Source organism: Citrobacter sp. KTE151 (assembly GCF_000398845.1).
Lineage (GTDB): Bacteria > Pseudomonadota > Gammaproteobacteria > Enterobacterales > Enterobacteriaceae > Citrobacter > Citrobacter braakii.
On the sequence record NZ_KB976064.1, the window covers coordinates 860,150 to 883,929 of the forward strand.

Below are 23,780 nucleotides of genomic sequence, written 5' to 3' on the forward strand. Positions count from 1 at the left end.
GTTTAATTGTATGATGAATCAGTCTCGTCAAGGGTTTCAACTATGAGCAAAGCACTGAACATTATCTGGCAATATTTGCGCGCATTCGTCCTGATTTATGCCTGCCTCTATGCAGGTATTTTTCTTGCATCGCTACTCCCCATCACCATTCCGGGCAGCATTATCGGCATGCTGATTCTGTTTGTCTTACTGGCTTTGCAGGTGCTACCGGCAAAATGGGTTAACCCCGGCTGCTATGTGCTGATTCGCTATATGGCCCTGTTGTTTGTCCCGATTGGCGTGGGGATCATGCAGTACTTTGATCTGCTCCGTGCGCAATTTGGTCCGGTGGTGGTGTCCTGTACCATCAGTACGCTGGTCGTTTTCCTGGTGGTGAGCTGGAGTTCTCACATTGTGCACGGTGAGCGCAAAATCGTTGGGCAAAAAGGGTCTAAAGAATGATGTCGTATATCTGGTGGTCGTTACCCCTTACGCTGGCGGTATTTTTTGGCGCACGTAAGCTGGCTGCACGATTTAAAATGCCGCTATTGAACCCGCTACTGGTCGCCATGGTGGTGATCATTCCCATTCTGATGCTGACCGGAATTCCCTACGATCACTATTTCAAAGGCAGTGAGGTGCTGAACGATTTGCTGCAACCTGCCGTGGTCGCGCTGGCCTATCCGTTATACGAACAGCTGCACCAGATTCGCGCTCGCTGGAAATCAATTATTGCCATCTGCTTTGCGGGGAGCGTAGTGGCGATGGTTACAGGTACAACAATCGCCTTGTTGATGGGCGCATCGCCGCAAATTGCTGCGTCAATCATGCCGAAATCGGTAACCACGCCTATCGCTATGGCAGTGGGAGGCAGCATTGGTGGTATTCCGGCCATCAGCGCCGTGTGCGTCATTTTTGTTGGTATCCTCGGGGCTGTGTTTGGTCATACTTTGCTCAATGCGATGCGTATTCGCACCAAAGCCGCACGTGGACTGGCCATGGGTACCGCTTCGCACGCCCTGGGTACCGCACGCTGTGCAGAGCTGGACTATCAGGAAGGTGCGTTTAGCTCTCTGGCGCTGGTTATTTGCGGCATTATCACCTCGTTGGTCGCCCCATTCCTGTTCCCGATTATTCTGGCCCTGGTCGGTTAACCTTCAATTTTTGGCTAATTATTTGCGATGCGTTGCACATTTTTAATTTAAGTTTCATAAGTTGCATACACAATGAGATTTGGATCACATATAAAGCCGTAGCAGGCCCGTAAACTACGATTCCATTACATTGTTATGAGGCATCGCCATGCATCCACGTTTTCAAACTGCTTTTGCCCAACTCGCGGATAACTTGCAATCAGCCCTGGCGCCTGTTCTGGCGGATGCGCATTTCCCCGCCATGCTGACTGCTGAGCAGGTCTCTTTGCTGAAACGCGAATCGGGACTGGACGAAGACGCGCTGGCATTCGCTTTACTGCCGCTGGCTGCGGCCTGCGCGCGTACTCCGCTGTCCAACTTCAACGTTGGGGCAATTTCTCGCGGCATCAGCGGCACCTGGTACTTCGGTGGGAATATGGAGTTCCTGGGGGCGACCATGCAGCAAACCGTTCATGCCGAGCAAAGCGCCATTAGCCATGCCTGGCTGCGCGGTGAAAAAGGGCTCGCCGCCATCACCGTCAACTACACGCCGTGCGGCCACTGTCGCCAGTTTATGAACGAACTGAACAGTGGACTGGATTTACGTATTCATCTGCCGGGACGTGCGCCACACGTGCTGCGCGATTACCTGCCAGACGCCTTCGGACCGAAAGATCTGGAGATTAAAACGCTGCTGATGGACGATCAGGATCACGGCTTCGCGCTGCAGGGCGATGCGTTGACCCAAGCGGCTATCACCGCCGCCAACAGATGTCATATGCCGTACAGCAACTCCCCAAGCGGCGTGGCGCTGGAATGTAAAGATGGTCGAATTTTTAGCGGTAGCTATGCGGAAAATGCCGCCTTCAACCCGACCCTGCCGCCGCTGCAAGGCGCGTTAAACCTGTTGAACCTTAACGGTTATGACTACCCGGATATCCAGCGTGCTGTGCTGGCTGAAAAAGCCGATGCGCCGTTGATTCAGTGGGATGCGACCTCCGCTACCCTGAAAGCGCTGGGCTGCAATAATATTGAGCGCGTGCTGCTCGGTTAATTGCCTGGCGCTACGCTTATCTGGCCTGCAATCGCTCGAGGTTGTCGGCCAGATTTGCTGTTGCTACCATCCAATAGGGCCGTTTTGCTGAAAATCCCCTCAATCAGATTGCTGTTTCTTGCGCTACGTCTTCCGGTACAGTAGCCTGATTGAAATTCCATCCAAATAACGAGTTTTCTGCATGTTAAAGCGCGTGTTTTACAGCCTGTTAGTCCTGGTAGGCTTGCTGCTTTTGACTGTGCTTGGGCTCGACAGGTGGATGAGCTGGAAGACGGCTCCCTACATCTACGACGAATTGCAGGATTTACCCTACCGCCAGGTCGGTGTGGTCCTGGGCACGGCGAAATACTATCGCACCGGCGTCATCAACCAGTATTACCGCTACCGCATTCAGGGCGCATTGAACGCCTATAACAGCGGAAAGGTAAACTATCTGCTGCTGAGCGGCGACAACGCGCAGCAAAGCTACAACGAACCCATGACGATGCGTAAAGATCTGATTGCCGCAGGTGTCGATCCCGCTGATATCGTGCTTGATTACGCCGGGTTCCGGACGCTCGATTCAATTGTACGAACCCGCAAGGTGTTCGATACCAACGATTTCATCATTATTACTCAGCGATTCCACTGTGAGCGCGCCTTGTTTATTGCGCTGCATATGGGCATCCAGGCCCAGTGCTATGCGGTGCCCTCACCAAAAGATATGCTCACCGTGCGGGTACGTGAATTTGGCGCCCGCTTTGGCGCACTGGCCGATCTCTATATTTTCAAACGTGAACCCCGCTTTTTAGGCCCGCTGGTGCCCATCCCTACCATGCATCAGGTACCGGACGATGCACAGGGATATCCGGCGGTCACGCCTGAACAACTACTCGAATTACAAAAGAAACAAGGAAAATAAGCATGGATGTACAAACCCTTTTCGTCGTGTTGGCCTTTCTGCTCATTCCCGTATTTTGTTTTCGCGAAGCATGGAAAGGCTGGCGCTCTGGGGCCGTAGATAAAATTAAAAAGAATGCGCGCGAACCGGTTTACGCTTATCGCAATCAAGAGCCCCTGCAATTTTGGTCTTATGTGCTGGTTTATGCCGGGTGCGGATGTTTATCCTTCGGGATGGTTATTTACTTAGTCTTTTATCGCTAAAGAATTTTCCTTTATATTAGCATTTGAGAATAGCTAATATTTTGATAATAGTTACCATTTCAATGTAAGGGATTAATGCTGCCCACCAGCATTTCCCTCAGACTATCTTCTATTTGTGAATCCTTTCACAGAATACTCTTCCTGCAGTGCTTAGCCTTAAGAATAGCCTTCACTTTTTATATTTTGTTATTAACGGTTTGCCTTAATTTACTCAAGCATTAAGGAAGAAAATATGCCACAACAAAATTATCTGGATGAGCTCACGCCTGCTTTTACCCCATTATTAGCAATAAAAGAGGCTTCCCGCTGTTTATTATGTCACGACGCCCCCTGTAGTCATGATTGCCCGGCGCAAACAGACCCAGGGAAATTTATTCGCTCTATTTATTTTCGCAATTTTAAAGGCGCTGCCGAAACTATCCGCGAAAATAATGCGCTCGGTGCGGTGTGCGCTCGGGTTTGCCCAACCGAAAAATTATGCCAGCGCGGATGTACGCGCTCAGGAATTGATAAACCTATCGATATTGCACGTCTGCAACGCTTTATTACCGATTTTGAACAGCAGAACGCAATGAAAATCTATCAGCCGGCAACAAAAACGCTCGGCAAGGTAGCTATCATCGGTGCGGGTCCGGCTGGATTACAGGCCAGCGTAACGCTAAGTAATCTTGGTTATGATGTCACAATCTTCGAAAAACAGGCTCAGCCAGGTGGCTGGCTGCGTTATGGCATTCCTGAGTTTCGTCTGCCGCAGGCAGTTTTGGATCTTGAAATTGCCCGTATCGTTGAAATGGGCGTGACCATCAAGTGCAATTGTGAAGTCGGCAATGCCCTTTCCGTTGAGCAACTCAAAGCAGAATACCGCGCCGTACTGGTTACCGTAGGGATGTCTTACGGTTCAACGTTGCCTCTGTTTGAGAGGGCGAATCACGTCGAAATCGCCGTCGATTTTCTGCAACGAGCCCGGCAATCCAACGGCGATATTACCGTCGCACAAAGTGCATTAATCATCGGCGGTGGCGACGTGGCGATGGATGTCGCCAGTACGTTGAAGCTGCTGGGCTGCCCGTCAGTCACCTGTGTCGCGCGTGAAGAACTCGCTGACTTCCCGGCCAGCGACAAAGAATTCAGCAGCACACAGGCTTTAGGGGTGTCGATAATTGACGGCTTCACGCCCGTGGCGGTTAGCGGAAATCGAGTCACCTTTAAGCACGTACGCCTGCCAGGAGAACTCACGCTTGAAGCCGAACAGATTATTCTCGCCGTCGGCCAACATGCTCAGCTTGATAATTTCGCCGCGTTAAAACCACAGCGCAATCTTATCGATACGCACAATTATCAAACCGCCGATCCGGCTCTGTTTGCTGCGGGCGATATTGTTAAAGGCGATAAAACCGTTGTTTACGCCGTGAAAACAGGAAAAGAAGCCGCTCAGGCCATTCATCACTATTTAGAGGGAGCTTGCTCATGTTAACGAAAGATCTTTCTATTACTTTTTGCGGCGTCAAATTCCCCAACCCGTTCTGCCTTTCTTCCTCTCCGGTGGGCAACTGCTATGAAATGTGCGCCAAAGCCTATGATAGCGGCTGGGGTGGCATTGTTTTTAAAACGATCGGGTTCTTTATTGCTAATGAAGTCTCCCCACGCTTTGACCATCTCACCAAAGAAGATACCGGCTTTATTGGCTTCAAAAACATGGAACAAATTGCCGAGCATCCGCTGGAGGAGAATCTGGCCGCAATTCGTCGACTGAAACAGGACTACCCGGACAAAGTCCTGATTGCGTCGATTATGGGGGAAAATGAGCAGCAATGGCAGGAACTGGCACGCCTGGTTGAAGACGCGGGTGCCGACATGATCGAGTGTAACTTCTCGTGCCCGCAAATGACCTCACATGCCATGGGTAGCGATGTCGGGCAAAGCCCTGAGCTGGTTGAAAAGTATTGTCGGGCCGTTAAACGCGGCTCGTCCCTGCCGATGCTGGCGAAAATGACACCGAACATTGGTGATATGTGTGAGGTGGCTCTGGCAGCAAAACACGGAGGTGCCGACGGTATCGCGACCATCAATACGGTTAAATCCATCACGAATATCGACCTGAACCGAAAAATCGGGATGCCGGTCGTCAACGGTAAATCCAGTATTTCCGGCTACTCCGGCAAGGCCGTTAAACCTATTGCTTTGCGATTTATCCAACAACTGCGCATGCACCCTGAACTACGCGATTTCCCGATCAGCGGCATCGGGGGAATTGAGACCTGGGAAGATGCCGCCGAGTTTTTACTGTTAGGCGCGGCTACGCTGCAGGTGACCACCGGGATCATGCAGTATGGCTACCGGATTGTGGAGGACATGACCAGCGGGCTGTCACATTACCTCGCCGATCAAGGGTTTGACTCACTGGAGGAGATGGTTGGTCTTGCCAATGCCAATATCATCCCCGCGGAGGATCTTGACCGAAGCTACATCGTCTACCCGAACATCCATCTTGATAAATGCGTAGGCTGTGGCCGCTGCTACATCTCCTGTTATGACGGCGGACATCAGGCGATGGAATGGAATGAGGAAACCCGCACACCGCACTGCAACACAGAAAAATGTGTGGGATGCCTGCTGTGTGGTCACGTTTGCCCGGTAGCCTGTATTGAGCTGGGTGAGGTGAAATTTAAACCCGGTGAGAAAGAGCATGCGTTAACGTTGTAACACTGACAAAAAAGCCCGGTACAGATTACGCTGCACCGGGCTTTTTGCAGGATACGATTACTTCTTACGCGCGTACTTCAGTGAGTCCAGCGCGACCGCGAAGATGATAATGCCGCCCTTGATAATGTACTGCCAGTAAGGGTTCACGCCAATGTAGGTCAGACCGTAGTTGATGACGGTGAAGATAATCACACCGGTCACCACGCCAAACACGGTACCGACCCCACCGCTGAACGACACGCCGCCAACCACGCACGCCGCAATCGCATCCAGCTCATACATAAAGCCGAGGTTGTTAGTCGCCGAGCCGATACGCCCGGCTTCGAGCAAACCACCGAAGGCATAAAACACGCCAGACAACGCATAGATGATCAGCAGGTTCAGCGCAACGTTGACCCCGGACACTTTCGCGGCTTCTGGGTTTCCGCCGATGGCGAAAATGTTTTTACCGAAGCGGGTCTTGTTCCACAGCACCCAGACAAACGCCACCGCAATCAGCGCATAGAAGGTGATGTAGGAGAGGCGGAAACTACCCAGCGCAATAAAGCCCTGCGCGAAGGTGGAGAATCCGCTGTCAAAGCCAGAAATTGGCGATGCGCCGACAAAGTCATAGTACAGGGAGTTGATCCCGTAAACGATGATCATCGTACCCAGGGTAGTAATAAACGGCGTCACATTCAGATAAGCAATGATAATACCGTTCACCAGACCGATAATGGCGCCAATCACGCAAACAATCAGCACGACTACGATGATTGGCATTGTAGCCATTTCCGGGAACACCTTGTTGGCGTTCTCCATCGACTGTAGCAAGGTTGCCGCCACGACTGCCGCCAGGCCAACCTGACGTCCCGCCGACAGGTCTGTCCCTTGGGTAACAATCAGCCCGGCCACACCCAATGCGATAATAATACGCACCGAGGATTGCGTCAGAATATTACTCAGGTTCAGTAAGCTTAAGAAAGTGGGATCCTGGAAAATAATAATCGCCAGCAAAACCAAAAGAACAACGTAAATTCCGCCTTCTTTCAGATAAGTAAGAAAACTTTTCTTATTTAACGCACTCATGAGGAGCCCCTAATCTTAAAGGTGCAAAGACGCAAGACGGAGGATTTCGTTTTGCGTTGTTGTTTTAGTGTCAACAATTCCGGCAACGAGACCATTGCTCATCACCAGAATACGATCGGTAATTCCTAGCAGCTCCGGCATTTCAGAGGAAATAATAATAATCCCCTTATCCTTTTTCGCGAGTTCGGCAATCAGCTGATAAATTTCAAATTTCGCGCCGACATCGATACCACGCGTGGGTTCATCTAACATCAGGATTTCTGGCTGCGTTAATAACCAGCGACCAATAACCACCTTTTGCTGATTACCACCGGACAGTGAACCGATTTGTGTACGATGGCCCGGCGTTTTCACCCTCATTGAGTCAATTACCCACTGGGTATCACTCTTCATGCGGGAATTATCCAGCAGACCAACTTTGTTTTTATAGTTTTGGATATTGGAGATTAACGAGTTAAAACCAATATCCAGATACGCGTAAATACCGGTTGAGCGGCGCTCTTCCGTGACCAGCGCAAAACCATGGTTAATGGCCTCATTTGCGCTATGGTTATTAATCTTTTTGCCGTGTAGCGTAATCGTACCCGATGATTTCTCACGAATACCAAAAAGCGTTTCAACGATATCAGTACGTTTTGCGCCGACCAACCCGGCAATCCCGAGAATTTCCCCTTTGTGCAAATCAAACGAGATATCACGAATCGACGGCTGACGCAGCGAGGTCAGGTTACGTACTTGCAGAATGACTTCACCGGGTTTGTTTTCTTTATCCGGAAAACGTTGGTTCAGTGAACGGCCGACCATCATGGAGATGATCTTATCCATATCCAGCCCTTCCAGCGGCTGGGTCGCAATCCACTGGCCATCACGCAGCACGGTAATTTCATCGCATAGCTGGAAGATTTCTTCCATCTTGTGAGAAATATAAACAATACCGCATCCACGCTCTTTCAGCTTACGGATAATGGTAAACAGATGATTAACTTCTTTCTCGGTTAACGATGACGTTGGCTCATCCATGATGACGATTTTTGCGTCATAGGAGAACGCTTTCGCAATTTCAATCATCTGCATTTGAGAAACGGATAATGTACCAACGCGCGCACGCGGATCGATATCAATATCCAGCTCATCAAATATCGCTTTGGTATCGCGGTACATTTTGTCCTGATCGACAAACATGCCTTTGGTGGGATAGCGTCCCAGCCACATGTTATCCATCACAGAACGTTGTAATACCAGGTTTAATTCCTGGTGTACCATCGAAATACCATTTTCAAGCGCTTCTTTAGCAGAATGAAAATCGATTTCTTTACCCTGAAATAAAATACTACCGGAATCTTTTTGATAGATGCCGAAAAGACATTTCAATAATGTTGATTTCCCCGCGCCATTCTCCCCCATTAAGGCATGAATGGAATGTGGGCGGACTTTTAAATTGACATTATCAAGAGCCTTAACGCCGGGGAAGGACTTGTTGATGCCGGTCATTTCCAACAAGTATTCGCCTGACGACTGAGTATGTGTGCTGACCATAATTATACCTTGTTGGCCTTGCAGAGTGCGTTATTAAGGGCGCAATGACATTGCGCCCAAAGACGGAGTATTTACTTATTGGTAAACTCTGCCAGATTATCTTTATCGACACCTACGTACGGAACGCGAACAATTTTGTTCTCAATTTTCCAGTTAGTGCCATCTGCCGCACCTTTGCCATCAGCCAGGTTTTTCGCCAGATCGAAGGTGGCTTTCGCCTGGTTGTTGGCGTCGTTCAGCACGGTACCAGCCATTGCGCCAGATTTCACCAGAGCCAGCGCTTCAGGCAGCGCATCCACACCAAATACCGGTACGCTGGTTTTGTTGTGCGCTTTCAGCGCTTCAACTGCGCCCATTGCCATCGCATCGTTGTTTGCGATAACCACTTCGATTTTGTTGGCGTTCGGACCGGACATCCACGCATCCATTTTATCTTTTGCCTGAGCGGTATCCCACATTGCAGTATCTAACTGCAGTTGCTCAGTTTTAATGCCTTTATCGTTCAGCTCTTTAATCACGTAAGTGGTACGTGCTTCAGCGTCCGGGTGTCCCGGTTCGCCTTTCAGCAGAACAAACTGAATTTTGCCGTCTTTGTTCAGGTCCCAGTTCGGGTTCGCTGCCCAGTGTTTGGCGATCAAATCACCCTGAATAATACCGGACTCTTTAGAGTCGGTACCGACGTAAAACGCTTTGTCATAGCTGTCCAGCGCCTTACGAGAAGGTTCTTTGTTAAAGAACACGATCGGTACGTTCTGCCCGCGTGCCTTTTCAATGACCGTGCCTGCCGCTGCCGGGTCAACCAGGTTAATCGCCAGTGCCTTAACGCCTTTTGCCAGCAGCACGTCGATCTGGTCGTTTTGTTTGGACTGGTCGTTCTGCGAGTCATTCATCAGCAGCTGTACATCTGGCGCCGCTTTGGCATCTTTTTCAATAGCCTTACGTACTACAGACATAAAGTTATCGTCATACTTATAGATAGTCACACCAATGCGGGTATCAGCAGCGTGCGCAGCCGCGCCGAATAACATGCTTGCCATTACAGCAGACAGGGTCAACACCTTCTTATTCATGGTATCTCCGGTTTTATTATGCAGGGTAGTACTTGAGATAAATGCTCGGCAGGCAGAACGTTACTGAAGTGTTACTGAACGCCGAAGCTCACTTTTAAAAAATATTTCTTCCGTGTCTGGCAACGCTCCAAAAACAGGCTTTAATTTTTGTTTAAGGCACCTTTACCTCGGTGAAAGTGATTATTCACCGTTACATAGTAGTTACAGCGCAACAAACAGTGTCATCATAGCTATCGCATTGTTAATATACTGTGAATTTACTCACATATTGAAAGCGGTTACATCGCGCAACGTTATGAGTTAGTGATCGGTGCCGCATTCTGCCGTAGCGCCACTGAATGGCGACGCACCAGCGTCGGCATAAAGCAATGCGTCGCCTCCGGGTCTAACGTGCCTGCAGCCCCCTGTAGCGCAAGCTCCGTCGCCATTTTTGCCATGGAGGCAATGGGATAGCGTACGGTGGTCAGTTGCGGATCGGTGTAACGCGCGATAGGAATATCATCAAAGCCAATGATAGAAAGGTGTAATGGAATAGCGATGCCGTTGTCTTTTAGCGCGGTCAGCGCGCCGGCAGCCATATTGTCGTTATAGGCGAAAACCGCCGTCAATTGTAAGTTACGTCCCAGCAGTTCTACCATCGCAGACTCTCCGCCTTGCATATCGGGCGAACCGGTGCCGACCCAACTTTCTGCCGCAACAATCCCCTGCTCTTTCAGGGCTGTTAACCACCCTTCTTTGCGCATGGTGTCATCTTCAATGCGATGGCTTGACGCCAGATAACCGATGCGTTGATGACCATTATTCAGCAGCATTCGGGTCGCCATTTTGGCACCGCTGATGTTATCCAGGCAGACGCAACGGTGGGCGTAACCCGGCACCAGACGGTTGATCAGCACCATGCCGGGGATCTGATCCATAAACTCGGCGAGTTCCCGATCGCTCAGTGCTTTCGAATGTACAATCAGTGCGTTACAGCGCTGACGAATCAACACCTCAATGGCATGACGTTCTTTTTCAGCCTCATGATAGCTGTTGCCAATCAGGACATACTTCTGATGCTGCTGGGCAACCATATCCACGGCTTTTACCAGCGCGCCAAAAAAGGCGTCTGATACATCCATGACCACAACACCAATCGTGTCGCTCACCTGCGTCGCCAGCGCTTGCGCGTTGGCATTAGGTCGATAGCCCAGCAGAGTAACTGCCTTCATTACCGCTTCACGCGTATCGGGACTCACCAGCGCACTGTTGTTCAGTACGCGGGAAACGGTCGCTACAGAAACGCCAGACTGTCGTGCCACATCACGTATGGTGATCATATTCACTGCCCTGTTTTAGATTGCGGTTGCCCGCAGACACCCCAGGCTGGGTATTTTGTCAGCACAATGAAACGCACTGCGTGAGAGATGTCACAGGAATGAAAGCGCTTACATCCGTTTTGTTAATGAATGTGATCCAGATCGTTATCTGGATGTACGCGGCAATGATGTCCCCGCAGCACGCAGGGTTAATTGACGCCACAGCCATTCCACCGGGCCCTGGCGGTAAAAACGTAGCCATATGACGGAGAAAAGTAGGTTAACGGCCCAAACCGGAATGACGAAATACAGCAGCTCCAGTCGGTCAAATTTCATAAATAAGCCGACCTGGTAAAACAGCGTGGTGCAGATTAAGGTTTGTAACAGATAGTTAGTTAATGCCATGCGCCCCACACAGGCGATGGCAATGACCCATTTTAAGCGGCTAAGCTGCGGCCAGAAGCCGAACATCAGCGCGGCGTAACCAATAGTTTGCAACGGCGCGCCCAGCTCTCGCGGGGCTTGTAGCAAGAAGGCACACCAGCGATATGCCCAGTCCAGATGCCACTGAGCGACGATGGCAGGCAGGTTAATCGCCATCCCGAGAATGACCAGCAGTACACCGGTGCGTCGGTAATGCTGCAAGCTGTACTGCCCTTTTAACCAACCGCTGCGCATCAATGCCGCGCCGAGCAGCATCATCCCCGCCAGTTGCCAGCCGTACTGTGCGCCCAGAGCCAGCAAGCTATTGGACATCATATCCACGCGATTGCTGACGGCTTCCATTCCACCGTTTATTTTCCAGTATTTTTCATACAGCAACGCTGAGGCATCCGGCGTCCAGGCACGACTGGTTTCACTCCCGGAGATTACCCCCAGCAGCAGCAATACGCCAACGCCCACCAGATAAAGCAGTACGCCGGTGTTAAATAAGCTTTTTACCGACGGCGCATCACGGATCAACCGCCAACAAATCAGGCCGATTAAGCCATATGCCAGCAGGATATCGCCATCCCAGAAGAGTAAACCGTGCATAAAACCCAATAGAACCAGCAGCGTAAGCCGCGACTGGATCCAGCGTTTGCCGCGCGGGAGCAGCATTTGCAGACCGGCACCGAACAGCAGCGCAAACAGCGTGAGGAATTTTACCTGCGCAAAGAGATCGAGCAGCGCCCAGGTCCAGGCGTCGGATAAGGTGATGTTGCCATACCACGCGGGATTGAGGTATGCCGCCTTTGGCAGGCCAAAGGCGCTAATATTGAGAAGCAGGATACCAAGAATGGCGACGCCACGAATAAAATCCAGCGTGACATTACGCTCCATGGTCCCTGCCCTAATCAGTTGTGATGACGTACTGCGCGCAGGAATTCCTGACGCGTGTTCTGGCTGGACTTAAACAATCCGCCAAGAGAAGTGGTCGTGGTCGCACTGGTCGCATCGCGAATGCCACGCGCTTTCACACAGTAATGTACCGCATCAATCGACACCGCCACATTATTCGTCCCGAGCAGCGTTTGCAGCGCGGTGAGAATTTGCTGGGTGAGACGTTCCTGTACCTGCGGACGCTGTGCGAAAAACTGCACAATGCGGTTAATCTTCGACAGACCAATGACCGAATCTTTTGGGATATACGCCACCGTCGCTTTGCCATCGATAGTAACAAAGTGGTGTTCGCAGGTGCTGGTCAGCGTGATATCGCGAACCGTGACCATCTCGTCCACCTTCATTTTGTTTTCAATGACGGTAATTTTCGGGAAGTTGGCGTAGTCGAGGCCGGAGAAAATCTCATCGACATACATTTTCGCAATGCGATGCGGAGTTTCCATCAAACTGTCATCGCTCAAATCGAGATTGAGCAACTGCATAATCTCGGTCATATGGCCCGAGATAAGACGTTTGCGCGTTTCGTTATCCATCTCTTGCACGGGCGGGCGTAGTGGCGTTTCAAGACCACGCGCGACCAGCGCTTCATGAACCAGGGCCGCTTCTTTACTGAGTGATGACATTTCTTCTTCTCCTGCAGGTGGGGCGCCTCTGCCCTGCATGGGGCAAAGTTTTTAGGCTGTATCACAGCCAGAACATTGTGCGTGAGGCGGCGCACATAATCCAGTATTCACCGCGATAATTATTGAAATTGGCACAGCCTTTCAGCGTAGCGATTTCACTTGTCGTTCTACCCGGCGACGTCGAGTGTTAATGTAAAGTTATATAGATGATGAAGTATGTTTGCTCAATGCGGAAGTGAAAGTTGCTCACAGTGCCATGAATAATCTGTATTATGGTGAGTTCGCAAACATATTCAGGTTCAACACAACAAGGAGCCCCGCATGGAAATGCTTGAAGAGCACCGCTGTTTTGAAGGCTGGCAGCAACGCTGGCGTCACGACTCCGCCACGTTAAATTGCACCATGACCTTCAGTATTTTTCTTCCTCCCCCGCGCGATAACACCCCGCCTCCGGTGCTGTACTGGCTGTCGGGTCTGACATGCAATGATGAAAACTTCACGACTAAAGCCGGCGCACAACGCATCGCGGCTGAGCTGGGCATTGTACTGGTGATGCCGGACACCAGTCCGCGCGGCGAACAGGTTGCCAATGATGATGGCTACGATTTAGGCCAGGGGGCGGGATTTTACCTCAATGCCACCCAACAGCCATGGGCAACGCATTTTCGCATGTATGACTATCTGCGTGATGAGCTGCCGGCACTGATTCAATCGCAGTTTAACGTCAGCGATCGCTGCGCCATCAGTGGACACTCCATGGGCGGTCACGGCGCATTGATTATGGCGCTGAAAAATCCCGGGAAATACACCAGCATTTCCGCCTTTGCGCCGATCGTAAATCCTTGCCGCGTTCCGTGGGGGGAGAAGGCTTTTAGCGCGTATCTGGGTGAAGATAAATCACAGTGGGCCGCGTGGGACAGCTGCGAGTTAATGTTGGCCAGCAAGCCCGCAGACGCGATTCCGACGCTTATTGATCAGGGAGACAGCGATCAGTTTCTCGCCGATCAGCTGCAACCCGCGGTGCTGGCCGAAACGGCCCGTCAAACCGCATGGCCAATGACGCTACGCATCCAGCCAGGTTACGACCATAGCTATTACTTTATTGCGTCGTTTATTGAGGATCACCTGCGCTTCCACGCCCAGTATTTGTTGAAGTAACGCCTGAGTGAGGGCGACAGCCCTCTTCATTTCTCCATCATTCCTTCACTTTTTCTCCTTTTTTCTTTCTCCACTATCCTATTGATTTAAAAAGCATTACCCTCAAAACAAGATCAAACACAAATGATTTCGATTATCATTTGTGTTTACAAACATTCATACTTTTGTACAATCCATTCGCTTCTTTACTGAAAAGAGTCCTTAAAAGACAAATACATACAATTGTCATGGCCTTTCACATGACGCGCTGATCGTTACCCTAAATAATTCGAGTTGTATGAACGCGCGTAGCCACGCATCTGCAACTTGAAGTATGCCGGGTAAATTCATTTAAATGGAATGATACAAATGACTATACCTCACGTTAAGGCTGTAGCTGCCGCAGTATGCGTCGCCAGTCTCCCATCACTCGGGCATGCCGCTGAACAAGACACCGTGGTGGTTACCGCCACCGGCTTCGAACAGAAAATTCAGGACGCTCCCGCTTCGATATCTGTTATTACCAAGCAGCAGATTGAGGACAAAGCCTATCGCGATGTTACCGATGCGCTAAAAGATGTCCCTGGCGTCGTCGTCACCGGCGGGGGTAGCAGCAGCGATATCAGTATTCGTGGTATGGCTTCGCAATACACGCTCTTCCTGGTCAACGGTAAACGCATCAGCACACGCGGCACACGTCCTAACAGCGACAACTCAGGTATTGAGCAAGGTTGGCTGCCGCCACTGGAATCCATCGAGCGTATCGAGGTAATCCGTGGCCCAATGTCATCTCTGTATGGCTCCGATGCGATGGGCGGCGTCATTAACGTCATCACCAAGAAAGTGTCGAATACCAAAGCCTGGACCGGCTCTCTGCACGGCGATGCCACTTTCCAGGAAGACAGAGACTCCGGCGATATTTATCAGACCAACGCCTATGCGTCTGGGCCCCTGATTGACGGATTACTCGGCGCAAAAGTGACCGGATTATTCTCTCATCGGGCGGAGGACAAAATCCTCAATGGCTACAATGAACAGCGTATGCGTAACGGGGGCTTAACCCTGAACTTTACGCCAGATGATAAAAATGACATCGACTTCGATTACGCACGTGAACTGCAGGATCGCGACAGCACGCCAGGCAAATCCATGGCCGAGGAAAACTGCCGCAACGGAAGCTGCAAGCCCAACAGTAAAAGCGAAAACAAGTATGTGCACACAACGTATTCACTAACCCACAGCGGTTATTACGACGACTTCAACTCCACCAGCTATGTCCAGCAGGAAGAGACCGAAAACCCAGGTCGCCAGATGAAGTCCTACAACACGATTTTCAATAACCAGAACCAGGTCTTCCTTGGGGCGCACACCCTGACGTTAGGCGGGCAATACCGTTATGAAAAACTGAGTGATAACGGCAACCAGCTGCAAGCTGCTGATGGACTGAACAAACTGACCCGCTGGAGCTGGGCGCTGTTTGCTGAAGATGAGTGGGCCGTTACCGATACCTTCACGCTGACTGGCGGTCTGCGTATGGATAAAGATGAAAACTACGGCGACAACTGGACGCCGCGCGGTTATGGCGTATGGCATCTGAGCGATCAATGGACCTTAAAAGGCGGCGTTTCAGCGGGCTATCGCGCACCGGATCTGCGCCAGTCGTCTGCCAGTTGGGGACAGGTCACCGGCGGCGGTAGACTGAACGGCATCATTGTCGGCAACCCGGACCTGAAGCCGGAGAAAAGCCTCAGCGAAGAGATCGGTTTACTGTGGGATAACGGCAACGATCTCAACGCGGGCGTCACGCTGTTCAATACTGACTTCAAAGACAAAATCACCGAAGTGCGCCGCTGTAACAGCAGCTCCGATCCGGCCTGTACCATCGGCAATACCCACTATGACTTCGTCAGCGATCGCGTTAACGTCGATAAAGCCAATATGCGCGGCGTAGAATCCACTTTCGGCTGGAAGATGACTTCCGACATCAACTGGACGGCGAATTACACTTACACGGAATCTGAACAGAAAAGCGGTCAGTTCTCCGGTCAGCCATTGAACAAAATGCCAAAGCATATGTTCAACACCACGCTGGACTGGCAGGCCACGCAGGATCTCGGTTTCTGGAGCCGTCTGAATCTGCGCGGGAAAACGTCTGAATACCTGAGCCGTACCTCCATGGCGCAGGGCACCCCATCCTATACTCAGGTCGATGTTGGTTTGCGCTATTATGCAAACAAAGATCTGCTGATGGCCGCTGGCGTGTATAACGTGCTGGATAAGCAAATCGATTACGATACCTACGACACTGTTCTCGATGGTCGTCGTTACACGGTTGGCCTGACTTACAGCTTCTAAGTCTGGCGCAATAAAAAAACCCCGGCACTCATCATGCCGGGGTTTTTGTTATGCTTTTTATACTGTTATTTCTTCACGCGATCCGGGAATTTCATTTCGCTGTAGCGAACAAAATGAGTTCCTTTCGCCAGCTTATAGCCAAACCAGATAATCAGGAACAGCGGAATACCGATATAGGTTGCCATCACGCCGCCCCAGTCAATGCTATCTTTCAGGAACGCTTCGTAGTTCTGGCCCAGAGTGATAATCAGGCACAGCACAAAGGCGAAGATCGGACCCAGCGGGAAGAAGCCAGAACGGTACGGCAGATCCTTCACGTCGTGCCCCTGCAGCACATAACCGCGACGGAAACGATAGTGGCTAATAGCGATCCCCAACCAGGCGATAAAGCCCGTCATCCCGGAGGTGTTCAGCAGCCAGAGGTACACGGTCTGGTTACCAAACATCGAGGTCAGGAAACACAGCCCCGCCACCACAGTCGTCGCATACAGCGCGTTACGCGGAACACCGCCACGAGACAGTTTGCCGAAAATACGCGGCGCTTTACCGTCGCATGCCAGGGTGTAAAGCATACGCGTGGAGGCATACATCCCGGAGTTACCCGCTGACAGTACCGCCGTCAGGATAACCGCGTTCATTACTGCTGCGGCTGACAGCAGACCCGCATGCTGGAATACCAACGTGAACGGGCTAACGCTGATGTCTTTCACATCGTTGCGCAGCAGGCTCGGATCGGTGTACGGGATAATCAGGCTGATAATCAAAATCGCAAACACATAGAACAGCAGGATTCGCCAAAACACCTGACGCACCGCACGTGGAATGTTCTTTTCAGGATCTTCAGATTCGCCTGCCGCGATACCGATCAGCTCAGTTCCCTGGAAGGAGAAGCCGACGATCATCGCCACGCCAATCATAGCGGCAAAACCCCCGGCAAACGGTGCATCACCGGTCGTCCAGTTGCTCCAGCCCACTGGCTGAGTGCCTTTGAAGATACCGAAAATCATCATCACGCCAACCACGATGAAGATAATTACAGTGGTAACTTTGATCAGCGAGAACCAGTATTCCGCTTCACCAAATCCGCGAACGGAAATGTAGTTCAGCAGGAAGATAACGCCGAGGAACAGTGCGCTCCAGATCCAGCCCGGCGTGTCCGGGAACCACCAGCTCATCACCAGTTGTGCGGCCACCAGGTCAACGGCAATCGTTACCGCCCAGTTGTACCAGTAGTTCCAGCCCAGCGCGAAGCCAAAGCCTTCTTCTACGTAGTTTTGACCGTAAGTGGAGAACGAGCCGGAAACCGGCATATAGGCAGCCAGTTCACCGAGGCTGGTCATCAGGAAGTACACCATCAGACCGATCAGGATATAAGAGAACAACGCGCCGCCAGGACCCGCCGCAGAAATAGTTGCACCAGATGCAACGAAAAGACCTGTACCGATGGAGCCTCCAATGGCAATCATCGTCAGGTGACGCGCCTTCAGTTCACGACGTAGCGTGGGCGCTTCTGTGGTTTTAGTTTCGGAAACCATGTGAAAATGCTATCCATCCAAAAAATGAGGCGCGATTGTAGCAGACGAAATGGCATTCTTCCGGCACAAATGCGCTGTTATAAGAGACCTTCATGACTGGCCGCGGATTATAAGTAAAGCAGAAAACGGGCGGCACAAGGCGGTTAAGACGTAACAGCCATTATGGATAGGGTGGCCTGACGAGAGTTAGCGCGCTATTCGCCCTACTCAACCTGGTCGCTGTAATATAAAAAACGCGTAATGGCATTGGAGATATGTTTTTGCCGGTGATGAACGCGCCAGAGAGTGCGCACTAATCGCGGCAGTGGCACGGTAACTTCGCTCAGCGTCCCTGCCTGTAACTGCTCCGCAATGACCCGACGCGACAAACAGCTGATCCCGAGACCATGGCGCACCGCATGCTTAATGGCCTCGGAGTTCCCCAACTCCATCGCCATCTGAAATCTTGGCAGATGAGACAACAGCAGGTAATCCACCAGTTCACGCGTCCCCGATCCTCGCTCACGCAGGATCCACGGCGAAGCAGCCAGCTGTTCCAGCGTAACGGGCCCCTTTGTGAGCGGTGACGACGGTGCGGCAAACACCACCAGTTCGTCCTCCAGCCACGGTTCAGAGATGATTTCCGTACTGTGACACGGCCCTTCAATCAGCCCGATGTCTACCCGAAAATCCAGCACCGCATTGATCACGTCCTGGCTGTTGCCCACGCTAAGTTCCAGCGGCAAATCGGGGAAGTCCTGGCGATAACGGGCGATCATGGCGGGCAGAATATAATTACCGATGGTGCTACTGGCATAGACCCGAATGGCGCCATTATCTTTGCGAAAAAGCTGTTCGATTTCGGTCGTTTGCTCAAGTAACGCCAGCGCGCGCGGATAAAGCAAGCGTCCGTGTTCGTTAACCACCAGCCGTTTGCCGACACGGTCAAACAGCTGCACGCCAAGTTGCCCTTCCAGATCGGTAAGCGCCGCACTCACCGCCGACTGCGACAATGCCAGCATGACAGATGCCTGGGTCGTTGAGCCGCTTTTTAGTACCTCAGCAAACACTTCAAGTTGTCGCAGGGTGATATGCATAGTCGTTTTCCACCGGATAGCCGTTACTTATACCCTAAATAATTCGAGTTGCAGGAAGGCGGCAAGAGAGAGCATCCCCCCGGAGCGTACTTAAGTACGTGACTGGGGTGAACGAGCGCAGCCAACGCACATGCAACTTGAAGTATCACGGGTATACCACTTATATAGATTAATTATAAATATATAATCAATTTTATTTTTAAACCACTTCGCCTTACTCTTTTACCCAGATAAAGGAGAAGGATATGACAGAACTCACCTTACAGACTCATCGTCGTACAGCGTGGCATTTTATTCCGGGGCTTGCCCTGAGTGCAGTTATCACTGGGGTCGCCTTATGGGGAGGATCCATTCCCGCCGTCGCAGGTGCCGGGTTCAGCGCCCTCACCTTAGCCATCTTATTGGGGATGATTCTCGGCAACACCGTCTATCCGCACATCTGGAAAAGCTGTGACGGCGGCGTGCTGTTCGCGAAACAACATTTATTACGTCTGGGGATTATCCTCTACGGTTTCCGCCTCACCTTCGCGCAAATTGCTGACGTCGGCGTCAGCGGTATCGTGATTGATGTGTTAACGCTAAGCAGTACCTTTATGATTGCCTGTTTCCTGGGGCAGAAAGTATTTGGTCTGGACCGTCACACCAGCTGGCTGATTGGCGCGGGGAGCAGCATTTGTGGTGCCGCCGCCGTGCTGGCAACCGAACCAGTGGTGAAAGCAGAAGCCAGTAAAGTGACCGTCGCTGTCGCCACCGTGGTTATCTTCGGTACTATCGCTATCTTCCTGTATCCGGCGATGTATCCGTTGCTTTCACACTGGTTTAGCCCAGAAACCTACGGCATTTACATTGGCTCCACCATGCATGAAGTTGCACAGGTTGTGGCTGCCGGGCACGCCATTAGCCCGGATGCGGAAAACGCCGCGGTTATTGCCAAAATGCTGCGCGTCATGATGCTGGCACCGTTCCTTATCCTCCTGGCCGCACGCGTTAAACAACTGTCTCCGGCCACGGGCGGTGAGAAGAGCAAAATAACCATTCCATGGTTTGCCATCCTGTTCATTGTGGTCGCAATTTTTAACTCGTTCCACCTGCTGCCACAGTCAGTAGTGAACATGCTGGTAACGCTGGACACCATTTTGCTGGCAATGGCGATGGCTGCCCTGGGGCTGACCACGCACGTTAGCGCGCTGAAAAAAGCCGGTGCCAAACCGTTACTGATGGCCCTGCTGCTGTTTGTCTGGCTGATTGTGGGTGGCGGTGCGATTAACGTCGCTATCCACGCGCTGATGGCATAAACGATCACGACTCACCTCTATTAACCCGCTATACTCTCCCTTTTTGTATTTGAGTATGGCGGGTTAAATTTATGAAATATATCGGAGCGCACGTAAGCGCCGCTGGCGGTCTGGCTAACGCCGCTATTCGAGCCGCAGAAATCGAAGCGACCGCATTCGCCCTGTTCACCAAAAATCAGCGCCAGTGGCGTGCCGTGCCGCTGACCACCGAAATCATTGATGATTTTAAATCTGCCTGCGAGAAGTATCACTATACTGCCGCCCAGATCCTGCCTCACGACAGTTACCTGATTAACCTCGGTCATCCGGTTAGCGATGCGCTGGAAAAATCACGTGATGCGTTTATAGATGAAATGCAGCGCTGTGAACTGCTGGGCTTATCCTTGCTGAACTTTCACCCGGGCAGCCATTTGATGCAGATCCCGGAAGATGAGTGTCTGGCGCGCATTGCCGAATCCATCAACATCGCCCTTGCTCAGACCCAGGGCGTTACGGCAGTTATCGAAAATACCGCCGGACAAGGCAGCAACCTTGGATTTAAGTTTGAGCACCTTGCCGCCATTATCGACGGCGTCGAAGATAAGTCCCGCGTCGGCGTCTGTATTGATACCTGCCATGCCTTCGCGGCCGGTTACGATTTGCGCTCCGTCGAGGAATGCGAAAAGACGTTTGCGGAATTTGAGCGTATTGTCGGCTTCAGGTACCTACGCGGTATGCACCTGAACGACGCCAAGAGCGCATTTGGCAGTCGCGTTGACCGTCACCACAGCTTAGGTGAAGGCAATATTGGCCACGATGCCTTCCGTTGGATCATGCAGGACAATCGTTTTGACGGCATTCCGCTGGTGCTCGAAACAATTAATCCGGATATCTGGGCAGAAGAGATTGCCTGGCTGAAAGCCCAGCAAACAGAAAAAGCGGTGGCATAATCATGAACGACAGGGAAAAGCAGATCCTTAAGATCCTGCGTCGCAATCCGTTGATTCAGCAGAATGAAATCGCCGATATTTTGCAGATTAGCCGTTCACGCGTCGCTGCGCATATTATGGATTTGATGCGTAAAGGCATGATCAAAGGTAAAGGTTATATCCTTACCGAACAGGATTATTGCGTGGTTGTCGGGGCGATCAATATGGATATTCGTGGTGTTGCTGACATCCACTATCCTCAGGCTGCCTCTAACCCTGGTAACATTCACTGCTCGGCAGGCGGCGTGGGACGCAACATCGCCCACAACCTGGCGCTGCTGGGCCGTGACGTCCACTTAATTTCCGCTGTTGGCAGTGATTTCTATGGCGAAACATTGCTGGAACAAACGCGTCAGGCCGGTGTTAACGTTTCCAGTTGCATACGCCTGCATGGACATAACACCTCAACTTACCTGTCGATCGCTAATCAGCAGGAAGAGACCGTACTGGCAATTAACGATACCCATATCCTGCAACAATTGACGCCGCAGTTACTGAACAGTTCGCGAGATTTGATCCGCCATTCCGGTGTCGTACTGGCAGATTGCAATCTGACTGCCGAAGCCATTGAGTGGGTCTTTACTATTGCTGATGATATTCCGGTATTCATTGACACCGTTTCAGAGTTTAAAGCGGCAAAAATGAAGACCTGGTTTACGCGTATTCATACGCTAAAACCAACGCAGAAAGAGCTGGCGATTTTGTGGGGTCAACCTATTCATTCAGATGCCGATCGCGTACTGGCCGTTAATAGTCTCCATCAGCAAGGGGTAAAACGAATCTTTGTTTGCATGGAAGATGAATCCGTTTTTTGCAGCGAAAAGGACGGAGAACAGTTTTTACTGACGCCTCCTGAGCATACGGTTGTAGACAGTTTTGGCGCCGACGATGCTTTTATGGCGGGATTGCTGTACAGCTTTCTGGAAGGTAGCGAATTTCGTGAAAGCGCTCACTTTGCCATGGCCTGCGCGGCATTATCGCGAGCCAGCGTCAGCATCAACAACCCAACCCTCTCAGCAGATAACGCCTTGTATTTGCTGCAAACTGCTTAAATGTAATGCCGGATGGCGCTACGCGTATCCGGCATTATTTTCGCTATGCCAGCCCGATAAAGAAACCGGCTATAGTGGCGCTCATCAGGTTTGACAGCGTTGCTGCTGCCAGCGCGCGCATGCCAAGCTGCGCGATTTCTGGGGCTCGCTGTGGCGCTATCGCCGAAAATGCTCCGACGACAACGCCAATCGAACCAAAGTTAGCGAAACCGCACAGCGCAAACGAGATAATCGCAATGGTCTTCACATCCAGCGTTCCACCCGCTTGCAGATACGGCGAGAAGTTGAGATAAGCGACAAACTCGTTAATCGCCAGCTTCTGCCCAATCAGGCTGCCTGCCAGCGTCGCATCGCCCCAGTCCACACCCATAATCCACGCCAGCGGGGCTAGCGCATAGCCAAAGATCCCTTCCAGAGTGGCGTGACCAAAGCCAAACCACCCACCAATTCCGCCAATAATGCCGTTAATCAGCGCGATAATGGCGACAAATGCCATTACGACCGTCGCCACGCCAGCGGCAATTTTCAGCCCGGTCATCGCTCCGCTCGCCGCTGCTTCGATGATGCTTTTCGGTGGCGTTTCAGTAAATGACAGGTTCTCAAAGGTGACGCGAGATTCTTCAGTTGCCGGACTCAGCATACGCGCGAACAAAATACCGCCAGGAATTGCCATCAACGATGCCGCCAGCAAATAGTCAATCGGAACGCCCATTCCGGCGTAACCAATCATCATTGAGCCAGCAATCGAGGCCATCCCACTACAAATAGCGGTAAACAGCTCATTGCGATTCAGGCGGTCAATAAACGGCTTCACGATCGCCGGGATCTCGTTTTGCCCGAGGAAAATCGTCGTTACGGCGACAAATGACTCGATCTTACTGATGTTCAGCGCTTTCTGGAAAATACCGCCGAGGATGCGGATCAACAGCCCCATCACGCCAATGTAGTAGAGAAGACTGATCAGTGCGGTCACAAAAATGATGGCCGGAAGCACCCGAAAAGCGAAGATAAACCCGGCTCCATCAAACAGCACATCCATTTTTGGCCCAACCAGGGAGCCAAAGATAAATGCGCTTCCCGCGTCACTGTATGACATCACCTTGTGGACACCGAGCGCAGCCTGTTCAACCAGCCATTTTCCCGGCGGGAAATACAGCATAATGCCGCCGATTGCGATTTGCAGTACCAGTGCAGCCCCGACCGTGCGCAGACTTATACGTTTTTTATTTACTGACAGCAGAAACGCGATGGCCAGTAATACCACCATACCCACAACACTTCTCATTATATCCATAATGAAATTCCCTTCATGCCAGGAAACCCGGCGTTATCGCCAGGTTTTGGTAGGTTTGATATTCGCGGGCGACCGCAT

Annotated in this window: 21 protein-coding genes; 12 read left to right on the forward strand and 9 right to left on the reverse strand. The window is 51.4% G+C overall.

Annotated elements, in window-relative coordinates; genetic code table 11:
- Nucleotides 1-42 precede the first annotated feature (42 nt).
- From WC7_RS10575 to preA, 7 genes are all read left to right on the forward strand, one after another.
- Nucleotides 43-441: a CidA/LrgA family protein gene (locus WC7_RS10575; protein WP_016153711.1), complete on the forward strand. Its 399-nt coding sequence runs from the start codon at nt 43-45 to the stop codon at nt 439-441.
- The gene (locus WC7_RS10570) at nt 438-1,133 is read left to right on the forward strand and encodes a CidB/LrgB family autolysis modulator (RefSeq protein WP_016153712.1); all 696 of its coding nucleotides are present in this window, start codon (nt 438-440) and stop codon (nt 1,131-1,133) included. Before WC7_RS10575 ends, WC7_RS10570 begins: the two co-directional genes overlap by 4 nt.
- Before the next feature lie 148 nt (nt 1,134-1,281).
- Complete coding sequence (cdd, locus tag WC7_RS10565; protein WP_016153713.1) at nt 1,282-2,166, forward strand: cytidine deaminase; 885 nt, start codon at nt 1,282-1,284, stop codon at nt 2,164-2,166.
- A 181-nt stretch (nt 2,167-2,347) separates the two neighbouring features.
- Nucleotides 2,348-3,067 carry an outer membrane permeability protein SanA gene (gene sanA, locus WC7_RS10560; protein WP_016153714.1) on the forward strand — a complete coding sequence of 240 codons (720 nt, stop codon included), beginning with the start codon at nt 2,348-2,350 and terminating at the stop codon, nt 3,065-3,067.
- Between the two features lie 2 nt (nt 3,068-3,069).
- Nucleotides 3,070-3,309: a DUF2542 family protein gene (locus WC7_RS10555; protein ID WP_016153715.1), complete on the forward strand. Its 240-nt coding sequence runs from the start codon at nt 3,070-3,072 to the stop codon at nt 3,307-3,309.
- A 232-nt stretch (nt 3,310-3,541) separates the two neighbouring features.
- Nucleotides 3,542-4,783, forward strand: a complete 1,242-nt coding sequence (locus WC7_RS10550; RefSeq protein ID WP_016153716.1) for an NAD(P)-dependent oxidoreductase — start codon at nt 3,542-3,544, stop codon at nt 4,781-4,783.
- The gene (preA, locus tag WC7_RS10545; RefSeq protein WP_016153717.1) at nt 4,777-6,012 is read left to right on the forward strand and encodes an NAD-dependent dihydropyrimidine dehydrogenase subunit PreA; all 1,236 of its coding nucleotides are present in this window, start codon (nt 4,777-4,779) and stop codon (nt 6,010-6,012) included. Before WC7_RS10550 ends, preA begins: the two co-directional genes overlap by 7 nt.
- Nucleotides 6,013-6,069: 57 nt before the next feature.
- On the opposite strand, the gene mglC is transcribed toward preA, so the two are convergent.
- The 6 genes from mglC to folE form a co-directional block, all read right to left on the reverse strand.
- Complete coding sequence (mglC, locus tag WC7_RS10540) at nt 6,070-7,080, reverse strand: galactose/methyl galactoside ABC transporter permease MglC (protein WP_003027393.1); 1,011 nt, start codon at nt 7,078-7,080, stop codon at nt 6,070-6,072.
- Between the two features lie 15 nt (nt 7,081-7,095).
- Nucleotides 7,096-8,616: a galactose/methyl galactoside ABC transporter ATP-binding protein MglA gene (gene mglA / locus WC7_RS10535; RefSeq protein WP_016153718.1), complete on the reverse strand. Its 1,521-nt coding sequence runs from the start codon at nt 8,614-8,616 to the stop codon at nt 7,096-7,098.
- 71 nt (nt 8,617-8,687) lie between these two features.
- Nucleotides 8,688-9,686: a galactose/glucose ABC transporter substrate-binding protein MglB gene (mglB, locus tag WC7_RS10530; protein ID WP_016153719.1), complete on the reverse strand. Its 999-nt coding sequence runs from the start codon at nt 9,684-9,686 to the stop codon at nt 8,688-8,690.
- A gap of 293 nt (nt 9,687-9,979) precedes the next feature.
- Complete coding sequence (gene galS, locus WC7_RS10525; protein WP_016153720.1) at nt 9,980-11,005, reverse strand: HTH-type transcriptional regulator GalS; 1,026 nt, start codon at nt 11,003-11,005, stop codon at nt 9,980-9,982.
- 144 nt (nt 11,006-11,149) lie between these two features.
- A complete protein-coding gene (gene yeiB / locus WC7_RS10520; protein WP_016153721.1) occupies nt 11,150-12,307 on the reverse strand; it encodes a DUF418 domain-containing protein YeiB in 1,158 nt (385 codons plus the stop codon).
- A 14-nt stretch (nt 12,308-12,321) separates the two neighbouring features.
- Complete coding sequence (gene folE / locus WC7_RS10515; protein WP_003027410.1) at nt 12,322-12,990, reverse strand: GTP cyclohydrolase I FolE; 669 nt, start codon at nt 12,988-12,990, stop codon at nt 12,322-12,324.
- A 321-nt stretch (nt 12,991-13,311) separates the two neighbouring features.
- Here folE and fghA point away from each other — a divergent pair, with 321 nt between their 5' ends.
- Together fghA and WC7_RS10505 are read left to right on the forward strand one after the other, a co-directional pair.
- Complete coding sequence (fghA, locus tag WC7_RS10510; protein WP_016153722.1) at nt 13,312-14,148, forward strand: S-formylglutathione hydrolase; 837 nt, start codon at nt 13,312-13,314, stop codon at nt 14,146-14,148.
- Nucleotides 14,149-14,496: 348 nt separating this feature from the next.
- Nucleotides 14,497-16,482, forward strand: a complete 1,986-nt coding sequence (locus WC7_RS10505) for a ligand-gated channel protein (RefSeq protein ID WP_016153723.1) — start codon at nt 14,497-14,499, stop codon at nt 16,480-16,482.
- A gap of 65 nt (nt 16,483-16,547) precedes the next feature.
- On the opposite strand, the gene lysP is transcribed toward WC7_RS10505, so the two are convergent.
- Nucleotides 16,548-18,017 carry a lysine-specific permease gene (gene lysP / locus WC7_RS10500; RefSeq protein WP_016153724.1) on the reverse strand — a complete coding sequence of 490 codons (1,470 nt, stop codon included), beginning with the start codon at nt 18,015-18,017 and terminating at the stop codon, nt 16,548-16,550.
- A 203-nt stretch (nt 18,018-18,220) separates the two neighbouring features.
- Nucleotides 18,221-19,093 (reverse strand): DNA-binding transcriptional regulator YeiE, encoded by an 873-nt coding sequence (gene yieE / locus WC7_RS10495; RefSeq protein WP_016153725.1) that lies wholly within the window; start codon nt 19,091-19,093, stop codon nt 18,221-18,223.
- Nucleotides 19,094-19,338: 245 nt separating this feature from the next.
- Here yieE and WC7_RS10490 point away from each other — a divergent pair, with 245 nt between their 5' ends.
- The 3 genes from WC7_RS10490 to WC7_RS10480 all read left to right on the forward strand — a co-directional run bounded on the left by WC7_RS10490 (nt 19,339) and on the right by WC7_RS10480 (nt 22,408).
- The gene (locus WC7_RS10490) at nt 19,339-20,388 is read left to right on the forward strand and encodes a YeiH family protein (protein ID WP_016153726.1); all 1,050 of its coding nucleotides are present in this window, start codon (nt 19,339-19,341) and stop codon (nt 20,386-20,388) included.
- Nucleotides 20,389-20,459: 71 nt separating this feature from the next.
- Nucleotides 20,460-21,317, forward strand: a complete 858-nt coding sequence (gene nfo, locus WC7_RS10485) for a deoxyribonuclease IV (RefSeq protein ID WP_016153727.1) — start codon at nt 20,460-20,462, stop codon at nt 21,315-21,317.
- A gap of 2 nt (nt 21,318-21,319) precedes the next feature.
- Entirely contained in the window at nt 21,320-22,408 is a 1,089-nt protein-coding gene (locus WC7_RS10480) for a sugar kinase (RefSeq protein WP_016153728.1), read from the forward strand.
- A gap of 43 nt (nt 22,409-22,451) precedes the next feature.
- Here WC7_RS10480 and WC7_RS10475 read toward each other — a convergent pair whose 3' ends face one another.
- On the reverse strand, nt 22,452-23,702 hold the full coding sequence (locus tag WC7_RS10475; RefSeq protein WP_016153729.1) for a NupC/NupG family nucleoside CNT transporter: 1,251 nt from the start codon (nt 23,700-23,702) through the stop codon (nt 22,452-22,454).
- Nucleotides 23,703-23,780 lie beyond the last annotated feature (78 nt).

Bases quoted from the DNA above. Each gene is read 5' to 3' on its own strand.
- WC7_RS10575 (WP_016153711.1), top strand. From the start codon at position 43: ATGAGCAAAGCACTGAACATTATCTGGCAATATTTGCGCGCATTCGTC.
- WC7_RS10570 (WP_016153712.1), top strand. From the start codon at position 438: ATGATGTCGTATATCTGGTGGTCGTTACCCCTTACGCTGGCGGTATTT.
- cdd (WP_016153713.1), top strand. From the start codon at position 1,282: ATGCATCCACGTTTTCAAACTGCTTTTGCCCAACTCGCGGATAACTTG.
- sanA (WP_016153714.1), top strand. From the start codon at position 2,348: ATGTTAAAGCGCGTGTTTTACAGCCTGTTAGTCCTGGTAGGCTTGCTG.
- WC7_RS10555 (WP_016153715.1), top strand. From the start codon at position 3,070: ATGGATGTACAAACCCTTTTCGTCGTGTTGGCCTTTCTGCTCATTCCC.
- WC7_RS10550 (WP_016153716.1), top strand. From the start codon at position 3,542: ATGCCACAACAAAATTATCTGGATGAGCTCACGCCTGCTTTTACCCCA.
- preA (WP_016153717.1), top strand. From the start codon at position 4,777: ATGTTAACGAAAGATCTTTCTATTACTTTTTGCGGCGTCAAATTCCCC.
- mglC (WP_003027393.1), bottom strand. From the start codon at position 7,080: ATGAGTGCGTTAAATAAGAAAAGTTTTCTTACTTATCTGAAAGAAGGC.
- mglA (WP_016153718.1), bottom strand. From the start codon at position 8,616: ATGGTCAGCACACATACTCAGTCGTCAGGCGAATACTTGTTGGAAATG.
- mglB (WP_016153719.1), bottom strand. From the start codon at position 9,686: ATGAATAAGAAGGTGTTGACCCTGTCTGCTGTAATGGCAAGCATGTTA.
- galS (WP_016153720.1), bottom strand. From the start codon at position 11,005: ATGATCACCATACGTGATGTGGCACGACAGTCTGGCGTTTCTGTAGCG.
- yeiB (WP_016153721.1), bottom strand. From the start codon at position 12,307: ATGGAGCGTAATGTCACGCTGGATTTTATTCGTGGCGTCGCCATTCTT.
- folE (WP_003027410.1), bottom strand. From the start codon at position 12,990: ATGTCATCACTCAGTAAAGAAGCGGCCCTGGTTCATGAAGCGCTGGTC.
- fghA (WP_016153722.1), top strand. From the start codon at position 13,312: ATGGAAATGCTTGAAGAGCACCGCTGTTTTGAAGGCTGGCAGCAACGC.
- WC7_RS10505 (WP_016153723.1), top strand. From the start codon at position 14,497: ATGACTATACCTCACGTTAAGGCTGTAGCTGCCGCAGTATGCGTCGCC.
- lysP (WP_016153724.1), bottom strand. From the start codon at position 18,017: ATGGTTTCCGAAACTAAAACCACAGAAGCGCCCACGCTACGTCGTGAA.
- yieE (WP_016153725.1), bottom strand. From the start codon at position 19,093: ATGCATATCACCCTGCGACAACTTGAAGTGTTTGCTGAGGTACTAAAA.
- WC7_RS10490 (WP_016153726.1), top strand. From the start codon at position 19,339: ATGACAGAACTCACCTTACAGACTCATCGTCGTACAGCGTGGCATTTT.
- nfo (WP_016153727.1), top strand. From the start codon at position 20,460: ATGAAATATATCGGAGCGCACGTAAGCGCCGCTGGCGGTCTGGCTAAC.
- WC7_RS10480 (WP_016153728.1), top strand. From the start codon at position 21,320: ATGAACGACAGGGAAAAGCAGATCCTTAAGATCCTGCGTCGCAATCCG.
- WC7_RS10475 (WP_016153729.1), bottom strand. From the start codon at position 23,702: ATGGATATAATGAGAAGTGTTGTGGGTATGGTGGTATTACTGGCCATC.